General features: G+C 37.7%; 7 protein-coding genes and 1 riboswitch. Of the genes, 4 read left to right on the top strand and 3 right to left on the bottom strand.

Going from position 1 to position 9,945, the window contains the following annotated elements:
- Positions 1-5: 5 nt before the first annotated feature.
- The 3 genes from N178_RS18985 to N178_RS18975 all read right to left on the bottom strand — a co-directional run bounded on the left by N178_RS18985 (position 6) and on the right by N178_RS18975 (position 2,666).
- Positions 6-1,505, bottom strand: coding sequence for a sodium:solute symporter family protein (locus tag N178_RS18985; RefSeq protein ID WP_045294085.1), 1,500 nt, complete (start codon positions 1,503-1,505; stop codon positions 6-8).
- Entirely contained in the window at positions 1,505-1,708 is a 204-nt protein-coding gene (locus N178_RS18980) for a DUF3311 domain-containing protein (protein WP_033578104.1), read from the bottom strand. The genes N178_RS18985 and N178_RS18980 overlap by 1 nt, the downstream gene beginning before the upstream one ends.
- A gap of 358 nt (positions 1,709-2,066) precedes the next feature.
- Positions 2,067-2,666 (bottom strand): cupin domain-containing protein, encoded by a 600-nt coding sequence (locus N178_RS18975; protein ID WP_080754378.1) that lies wholly within the window; start codon positions 2,664-2,666, stop codon positions 2,067-2,069.
- Between the two features lie 385 nt (positions 2,667-3,051).
- Positions 3,052-3,130: riboswitch (ZMP/ZTP riboswitch) on the top strand.
- Positions 3,131-3,186: 56 nt separating this feature from the next.
- Here N178_RS18975 and N178_RS18970 point away from each other — a divergent pair.
- The 4 genes from N178_RS18970 (at position 3,187) to ppc (ending at position 9,826) form a co-directional block, all read left to right on the top strand.
- A complete protein-coding gene (locus tag N178_RS18970; RefSeq protein WP_045294084.1) occupies positions 3,187-4,782 on the top strand; it encodes an APC family permease in 1,596 nt (531 codons plus the stop codon).
- A 181-nt stretch (positions 4,783-4,963) separates the two neighbouring features.
- Entirely contained in the window at positions 4,964-6,010 is a 1,047-nt protein-coding gene (locus N178_RS18965) for a DUF5105 domain-containing protein (RefSeq protein WP_237758527.1), read from the top strand.
- 151 nt (positions 6,011-6,161) lie between these two features.
- The gene (locus N178_RS18960; RefSeq protein WP_014461483.1) at positions 6,162-6,671 is read left to right on the top strand and encodes an acyl-CoA thioesterase; all 510 of its coding nucleotides are present in this window, start codon (positions 6,162-6,164) and stop codon (positions 6,669-6,671) included.
- A 386-nt stretch (positions 6,672-7,057) separates the two neighbouring features.
- Positions 7,058-9,826 carry a phosphoenolpyruvate carboxylase gene (ppc, locus tag N178_RS18955; protein WP_045294082.1) on the top strand — a complete coding sequence of 923 codons (2,769 nt, stop codon included), beginning with the start codon at positions 7,058-7,060 and terminating at the stop codon, positions 9,824-9,826.
- The last annotated feature ends 119 nt before the right edge of the window (positions 9,827-9,945 follow it).

Here is a 9,945-nt window from a genome sequence, read left to right as displayed (position 1 = left end):
TTTTTTTATGCGTTTTTCTTTAATTCAGTTTGCGTAGTGCCTTTAGAAAATAATGTTTCTTTCACGCCGTTTGTTGCTGCTTTGGTTTTTGCAGCAAAGATTGGATTTAAAATAACAACTACGAGTACGTTAGATAATAATCCCCAGAACCCTTCATAAAGACCAAATGAATTTCCTGTGGCATGGACGGTAAACGTTACAACCAGCCCTACTACTAATCCAGCAATCGTACTTTCTTTCGATTGATTTCTCCAAAACAGGCTGATCACGATAGCCGGGAAGATTTGTACCATGCCGGATACCCCTAGTAACTGTAGGGAAACAAGCGCTTGAGGGAATAATAAACCGAATAAAAGTGCCAGTCCAATAACAACAAAAACCATAGAACGAGTAACCATTGTTAATGTTTTACCCTGTACATTTGGATTAATTAAATCTCTAAATATATTATTTGCAAATAAGTTAGACGCTCCGATAGCCATGATAGAACATGGAATTAATGAAGCAAGAGCAATCGTTGCATAAGCTAACCCTTGGCCAATGCCGCCATATGAATATTGAATTAAGGTTAATAATGCTAATCTAGGATCCGTTGTATCTTGAGGCAATACTTGATAAGCAATAAACCCTAAGAAGATGACTAGAATTAAAACAATATTGTAAAGAGGTAAGAAAACAGCATTTTTACGAAGCGAATCTGCACTTTTAGCAGTGAAAACACCTGTAGCAGCGTGGGCCCACATGAATAAAGCTAAAGCAGATACGAGTGATGCTGTAATAAACCATGGAATGCCTTTAGGTCCTTGTGTTGGGATCGTTAATAGCTGAGGTGCATCCTTTGCAACATTGTCAATCATGTTGCCCCAGCTTCCAAAATGCATAATTGGCAGAGAAACAACCATGAATAACATAATCGCCCATACTAAAATATCTTTAATAATTGCCGTATAAGTGGGACCTTTAATTCCGCTGAAAAAGGTATAAAGAGCCACAAGAAAGAACGAAAGAATAACGACAGCTTTTACGTTAATGTAGCCAGTTCCTGCAACGCGAAGAGTATCTTGAATACCGCTAAGCTGAAGATCGATATATGGAATGAGCATCAATACACCTACTATGGCAATTAAAGAGGAGAGAAATTTACTGCTAAAACGTTCTCTTGCATAATCAGCAAGCGTCGTAAGTTTGTGCTTTTTAGCAACAGTCCAAAGTTTTGGAAGAAAAAAGTATGAAATTAAAAAAGCTAAAACAGAGTAAGGAATGGCAAAAAATGCGATGCTTCCTCCTTGATAAGCTGTACTTGTAAGACCTAGGAATGTATAAGCAGTATATAAATCTGCTCCTACTAAAAGCCAGACGAGCAGGCTTCCAAAACGTCTTCCCCCTACAGCCCACTCTTCAACGGAGCTTCTAGATGATTTGTCACGTCCTGCTATAAAGCCAATGGCGATAACGACAAGAACAATTGCTGATGTGATTAAAAGTGCGGTTAAATTTCCTTGCATTATTCAATGTCCCCCCAAGATTTTTGTAAACGATAAATGATAAATGTACACACAGGCGTTAAGAAGACCCATAAAAATAACCATAAATGCAAAATAGGTAATCCAAAAATAATTGGATGAATGTTATTTACAAAAGGTAAAAAAGCGAATTGAGCAATAAACGGAATGATGAATAAAATAAATATTATGAATTTTCTGTTCAATTTTTACTCCTCCTATAAAATTTATCTAACAATGTTCACTATGATAGCAAGTCTGACATAGTAAAGCAATAAGTTTTTTGAAAATTTCGTTATAAATTATGAAAATTTTTTTAGAAAAACAAAAAAAGAGCATGATGAGAAGAAGATATTTGAAATGATTAGGGAAGAAAAAGCAGGGGAGAACCTAAGCACAGTTGCCTTTGAAGCAAAAAAAGAATGGAAAAGAAGAAAGTTAGTTTTCTCGATGAGATAAAGTATATTACTATTGCATCAAAGAAAAAGAATTTGTATGTTCAAATAAAGATTTATGGAAGCTATAAAAACGAGCAAATAAAAAAACTAGACAATAAGTGCTTGTCTAGTTCCACCACTCTGTCAATGGTCCTTTGTCGCCATAAACAGGATCCGTTGTAGGAATAGGTACTTGTGCAATTTCATCAAATACGTGAGGGCGATCGGTTTGTTTTCCTGTTCGTAAGTTGTAATCCATGCCCTCTGGATAAGCTCCAACCACTTTAAAATCAGCAGTTGACTGCAGACGCATATGCCCTGTACCTGCAGGGAGTACGAGTACATCCCCAGCATGAACCACGATATTTTCTCCCATATGTCCACCTAGTTTTAAACGTGCAGATCCGCTAATTACACCTAGTGCTTCATGAGAATTACTGTGGTAATGGTGAAAATCATATATGCCGCCTACCCAGCTGTTTTTCCAGTTGTGAGAATTAAAAATGCTCTCTACTTTCTCTTTCTTACTAATAAATACGTGTTCATACAACAAAACTGGAAGACGAGGGTGATTTGGAATGGTTCCGTCGTCATCAAAATAAAGAACTTTTACATTTGCATAATTCATAAGCATCCCTCTAACAATCTTTTTTCGTAATTTTCCCTGTTTTTTGCTTGCGTAAACAGAGAAGTTTGCTCGAAGTACTTCATTCGTTGCGAAGTGCATGATATGTAGGTGTTAACGTTTTCCTAAAAGAAGTCTCCCACTTCAAGCGCAGCTAAGTGGTGGGAACTTCACTTTAGTATCTTTTCTTCATATTGTATATAAGTAAAGGGTCTAGTGCAAGAATTCTATGGATATATAGATGTTAATTCGTATTTTGTAAATGAATAATATATATTGGAATAATTTAAGGAAGGGGATTTGCTTATGAGTTAAAAGAATCAAATGATAAGTAAAGTTAGGGTTTCAGTTCTTTTTTGTAATTAAAAAGAGGTTTTTAGGAGATTAATTTTGAATTTTACGAATAATTTATTATTTTTAAAAACTAATGTAAACATTTTTGTGTATTGAGTAATAGTAATGAATGTTATATACTGATAAAAAATATATTCCTATATGTGACTGGCGCAACATGGATGACCATGGGGGAGCATATAGCGTATAAGCCGCGCGCCTGGGCAAACACTTGAGAAAATTTCGCAAGTGTTTTTTTTATTTTCCTAGGGAAGAGGAGTAGATTTGGATGAGCAATATGCAAAGGAAGATGGGAACATTTGCTTTAACCATGACAGGCATAGGTTCGATTATCGGTTCAGGATGGCTGTTTGGCGCATGGAAGGCAGCTCAAATTGCGGGACCCGCGGCTATTTTTTCATGGGTTATTGGAATGGTGGTTATTTTGACCATTGCCCTGTCATATGCGGAACTGGGCGCGATGTTTCCACAAGCAGGGGGAATGGTTAAATATCCTCAGTATTCACACGGATCATTTATTGGGTTTTTGGCTGCTTGGGCTAACTGGATTTCAATTGCTTCAACGATAACAGTGGAGGCTATTGCATCTGTGCAATATATGAGTACTTGGCCGTGGAAATGGGCGCGCTGGACTCATGAATTAGTAGACAATGGCATTTTAACGTCCAAGGGGTTGGCAGTTGCGTCTCTGTTATTGTTCGTTTACTTTTTTGTGAACTATTGGACGGTAAACCTCTTTGCTAAAGCAAACTCATTTATTACGATTGTTAAATTAATTATTCCTGGTTTAACGGCAGGGGCTTTATTTTTTGCTGGTTTTCATAGCGGGAACTTTTCAAGTGAGCATGGAGTTGCCCCTTATGGGTGGGCCAGTGTTTTAACGGCAGTGGCAACATCAGGTATTGTGTTTGCATTTAATGGGTTTCAAAGTCCTGTAAATATGGCAGGAGAAGCAAAATCACCTAATAAATCGATTCCGATAGCTGTAATTGGTTCAATTTTTATTGCTGGAATTGTATATATTATATTACAAATTGTTTTTATCGGAGCAGTAAGTCCGTCATCAATTGCGGATGGATGGAATCATTTGAATTTTAATTCTCCTTTTGCTGATTTAGCGATTGCGCTTGGAATTAACTGGCTAACAATTGTGTTATACGCAGATGCATTTGTTTCTCCTTCAGGCACAGGTGCTACGTATACGGCAACTACTTCTAGAATGTTATACGGGATGCAGCAAAATGGATATTTGCCAAAGATATTTGGTACTCTTCATCCACTTTACAATGTCCCGCGCCCAGCTATGTGGCTAAATTTAGCAGCTTGCTTTTTGTTTCTCTTTTTATTTAGAGGATGGGGTGTCTTAGCAGAAGTGATCTCAGTAGCGACGCTTATCTCTTATATTATGGGCCCTGTAGCGCTTATAACATTAAGAAAAACGGCTTCACACTTTTACCGTCCGTTTTATTTAAAAGGGGCATCAGTTATTGCGCCATGCGGCTTTGTTTTTGCTTCTTTGACGCTTTACTGGGCAAGGTGGCCACTTACAGGTGAAGTGATCTTTATTATGGCAATTGGCCTGCCAGTTTATTTTTATTACCAAGCGAAAAATAAATGGGTGGGCTTTAAAAAAGAATTTTTAACCGGGGCTTGGATGCTTATCTATTTAGCGTGCATGATTTTTATTTCCTACATAGGAAGCGAAAAATTCGGAGGCAAAAATATTTTGCCTTTTGGATGGGATATGCTAGTGATTGCTTGCGTATCGTTAGCTTTTTATTACTGGGGAATTAAAAGTGGAAAACCTAACCGATATATGAAAGAAGCTGAACAAATCAATCAAGAGAATTTTCAATCTAAATAAAAAATACGAGCACGAGCGGGTGCTCGTGTTTTTTTATTTATGGAGAATTTAGACTTAGTTTTTATCAAAATATTGTAAAAAATATAGATTTTAAGGTTTAAGGATTTACACAGAGGGAACCTTTATTTGGGATAAAGTTCTAAAAAAACAAAATAAAGGGGATTGGGCAGCTGTGAAAAAAATGAATGTTTTAGCTTTGGTTTTTGTACTTATGCTAGTATTAGCGGCTTGTAACAGTTCTAAGGAAACGGGAGGATCCACTTCGGCTAAAAATAAGGTGATTGAAGCATCTATTGACAGCGCTTCTTATATTTTAGTAGACAGTGATGAAGGAGCTACAAGTGAAGAAAAAGGGCTGTTGAAAGTCGATTTGAAAGTGAAAAATGTATCCAAAAACAGTATATCCTTATCGGATTACGACGGTGTGTATTTATATGAAGGAGATGAACAATTATCTCCAAAAACGGGAGTGAACAGTCGGGAACTTGGACTAGAAAGCAGTTCATCTGACAAGATTGGCGCTGGAAAGCAAAAAAAATTAACGTTTGTCTTTGAAGTTAAAAAAGATAAAAAGTACAAAATTGGGCTTCAGCCAACATCCTCTGATTATGATGAAGAAATTGACGAAGTAACATTAACACTTGATACGAAGAAATACGCGAAAAGCTATAATAAGCTGCAAGACCCAGAAAAAGCTCTGCAAGCTTACACGGAAGTTCTTTACTTAAACAAAGAAAATGTAGATTATGATAAATATGTAACAGCCGATAAAACAGCTGTCATAGAAGAACAGAAAAAAGCGTTTAACGAGGAATTAAAAGGCGCGTTTTCTAACAGTTTAACCGACAAAGCAAAAAAAGATTTTTTTAACATGTATAAAGACGTCTTAAAAGAAAAAGCAAGTGTAAAGACAAGTGTGATTGCGAATGCAAATAATAAAGCTGTAGTAGAAGTGGAGTACACTACTGTTAATTTATCAGACTTATATTCATACGTATCGCAGCTTAAGCGAGCATATACAGATGAAACGAAAGATTACGATACAAAACACTCTGAAGAGTTTGCGGCTTCTAAGTTCAAAGATATTGTAAATGAATTAGAAACGAAAGAAGGAAGTCGTCCCCTACGAATTTTTATGGTGAAAGAAGATGGGAAATGGACTGTGAAGTCAAGTGACCTATACAGTGACTCTTTAGGTAAAACGTTTGGATCAAGCTACATTCGATAGACAAAAAAGAGAAGAATTTTTCTTCTCTTTTTTGTTTTCTGTAAATAAATCAACGAGTTTTTTGTAAAGCTAAATTTATCAAAATATGCTAGTATAGTTTCATTCATTCTTTTATTCTTATTATGATAGGCATCAATGGAGGTTCTTACTAATGAAAGCAAATTATTGTAAAGATACAAAGGCCGTTCGAACGAGCCGCATTTTCCCTAATGATATTAATAATCACAATACGTTATTTGGCGGAAAATTAATGAGTGATATTGATATGATTGCGTCCATTTCAGCTTATCGTCACAGTCGTACAGAGTGTGTGACGGCTTCGGCAGACTCTATTCACTTCCTGCACCCTATTACGCCTCAGGATTCTGTATGTTTGGAGTCATACGTATCATGGACAGGCCGTTCATCCATGGAAGTGTTTGTGAAAGTGATTAAAGAAAATTTAAAAACCGGGGAGCGTCAAATTGCAGCTACGTCATTTTTAACTTTTGTGGCAATGGATGATGATGGAAAGCCCCGCACAGTACCCGAGCTTATTCCAGAAACAGAAGAAGAAAAATACCTGTTTCAAACGGGGGCAGATCGCGCTGCCACGCGTAAACAAGTGCGTAAAAAAAGCAATGAACTAGCCTCAGTATTGGATTTAGGACAACCTTGGTAGCATAAAAGAGAGGCTGAAAAATATTTTAGCTGAAGTGAAAAACGAACCATTGATCAACATGTTTGATTAGTGGTTCGTTTTTTTTTGTTATGGTGAACGTAGGTTTTATCTGTTTTGTTCCTTCTAGCAGTCGATTGGAAGGCGAGGCGAAGTCTTGCACGGAAACCAACTGCGGTTCAGCTTATGTATCCCATTTGTTCGTCTTAGGATTGGATTCATTTAATTATGTCTCAACCTCTTTTTATATTTGATGAATTTTTCCTCCTAACCGAGAGGAGGAAACAAAATTATATGAAATTTATTTTCGTTCATGGTAATATGAATTTAATATAATTTTCTAAAAAGTTTAAAAAGTACAACATTTATAAAGAAAGGTGTCGTGTCTAATGGTAACAGTAGAAGCAGCAGAAAGACAAAACAGCAGCACTGCCCTGCGCCGTGATGTAAAATTTCTCGGTCAATTGTTAGGGAAAGTTCTGGTTCACCAAGGTGGAGAAGAACTGCTCAACAAAGTAGAAAAAATACGCGAAGTGGCAAAATCACTTAGAGAAAACAAAGATGAAGCCATCTATAAAGAAATAAAAAATGAAATCGTTACTCTTGAACAGCCGATGCGCGCGCAGGTTATTCGGGCGTTTGCCGTTTATTTTCATTTAGTTAATATTGCAGAGCAAAATCATCGAATTCGTCGCAGACGCGAATATCAGCAGCAAGAAGATTCTATTATGCAGCCGGGTTCATTGGAAAGCGCCGTTGTTTCGCTTAAAAATAATGGCGTGGCGCCAGACGTAATAGCTAAGTTGCTTCAAACTTTATCTCTTGAGCTTATCATCACGGCACATCCAACAGAAGCCACTAGACGAAGTGTCCTTGATATTCATAAACGAATGGCTGAGCTTCTGAAAAACTTGGATAATCCAACGTTAACAAAACGTGAGCGTACAGAAATTGAAGAAAGACTGTTTAGCGAAGTGTTAATTTTATGGCAAACAAATGAACTGCGAGATCGCAAGCCAACCGTCATGGATGAAGTCTCCAATGGATTATATTATTTTGATGAAACGTTATTTGAAGTGCTTCCTCAACTTCATCAGGAATTGGAAAATTCATTGCAGGAGAATTACCCCGAAGAAAGTTGGAAAGTGCCTAATATTCTTCGATTTGGTTCATGGATTGGCGGAGACCGAGATGGAAACCCCAACGTAACTCCTAAAGTAACGTGGCAAACGCTTGTCAAACAAAGGAAGTTAGCTATTCGTAAATATAAAGAGTCGCTTACTCAATTGAGACAAAGGTTAAGTCAGTCTACAAAAAGAGTCGCAGTTTCAGATCATCTTCTTGATTCTATTAATCAAGAAATATCGCTGCTGCCTGAGAAAAAGCGATGGAGAATCAAACACGAAGTATATCGCTGCAAGCTTACGATTATGCTTCATAAATTAAATTTAGTTGGAGAGTCGGAAGCAGGTTATCAAAGGTCGGAAGAACTTTTACAAGATTTGTTTCTCATCAAAGACAGTTTGCAAAAGCACCAGCCTCAAGATTATCAGTTAAAAAGCTTGTGTAAATTAATTCGTCAAGTTGAGCTGTTTGGATTTCATTTAGCAACGCTTGACATCCGTAATCACAGCGGAGAACATGAAGCGGCAATCAAAGAAATTTTCCATGCCGTTTCTTTAGCTGAAGATTATTCAGCGTTAACAGAAGAGAAAAAAGTTGAGCTGCTAGGGAAAGTTCTTCAAGACCCAAGACCTGTGCTATCGTTTGTAGAGAATTACTCTAAAGAAACGCAGCAAGTAATTGAAGTATTTAACATGATACATCGAGCACATAAAGAGTTTGGAGAAAGATCCATTGAAGTCTACTTAATCAGTATGACGCAGTCTGCAAGTGATTTGTTAGAAGTCATGGTACTGGCTAAAGAAGCGGGTATTTATCGCCTTCATGCAGATGGCCGTATTGAAAGCAAGTTAAATATAGCTCCGCTGCTTGAAACGATCGATGATCTCACAGCAGGTCCTAAGATTATGGAACAGCTATTTCAATTAGACTTTTATCGAGAGCACTTAAGAAAACAGCAGGATTTGCAGGAAATCATGCTTGGCTACTCAGATGGAAGCAAAGATGGAGGAACGCTTACTGCTAACTGGAAGCTCTACAAAGCGCAGCAGGAAATTCACGATATGGCGAGGAAATATCAAGTTCGTCTGAAGTTTTTCCACGGTCGAGGCGGCTCACTAGGCCGAGGAGGTGGCCCGTTAAACCGAAGCATTTTATCTCAGCCTGTTGAGACACTAGGAGACGGTGTTAAAATTACAGAGCAAGGAGAAGTTCTTTCTTCTAGATACTCTTTATATGACATTGCTTACCGAAGCCTTGAGCAAGCGGTCTCAGCTCTTCTTACAGCGGCAGCAAATGTTTCTCAAGAAGCTGAACAATGTGATATTCGTACACATGAATGGGAAGAAACAATGGACGAGATTTCAACTGCTTCATTACGTAAGTATCAAGAGCTTGTTTTCAAAGACCCAGACTTTTTAACCTACTTTAAACAAGCTACACCTCTTCCTGAGCTGGGGGCTTTAAATATTGGGTCACGTCCAATGAGCCGAAAAGGAAGTGATCGCTTTGAAGACTTGCGAGCAATTCCGTGGGTATTTGCATGGACGCAAAGCAGACAGCTGCTTCCAGCCTGGTACGCTGCAGGTACGGGCTTGCAGCATTTAGTAGAGAAATCCGGAGATATACAGCTTCTTCAGCAAATGTATAAAGAATGGCCGTTTTTCCGCTCGACAGTCGATAACCTGCAAATGGCCTTAACAAAAGCAGATTTAATGGCAGCAAAAGAATATACGGAAATGGTACAAGACCCGGTTATTTCAGAACGGATTTTTACCGCTATTAAAAAAGAGTATAATGTTACGAAAGAAATGATTCTTCAAATCACGGGGCAAAAAGAATTAATGGATCATCTTCCTACGATTAAAGAATCTATTAAATTACGAAATCCGTATGTGGACCCTCTAACCTTCTTGCAAGTTAAGGTTATTTCCAAGCTGCGTGAAGATGAAGCTGAAACGTTAAATGAAGAACTTTTAAAAGAAGCATTATTAACGATTAACGGCATTGCAGCAGGGTTGCGTAACACAGGCTGATGATACCAAAAGACACCTCAAGAAAACAAAAGAGGTGTCTTTTGTTTATTTTTCTCACATAAAGAACTGCCTGTCAGTTCCCTCTCTTTTAAAGAGAACTTCCGTCTGTTAAATAGGCA

It is taken from the genome of Priestia aryabhattai B8W22 (assembly GCF_000956595.1).
GTDB lineage: Bacteria > Bacillota > Bacilli > Bacillales > Bacillaceae_H > Priestia > Priestia aryabhattai.
Note: the sequence above shows the minus strand (reverse complement) of the source record. Positions and strands in the feature narration are given on the sequence as shown.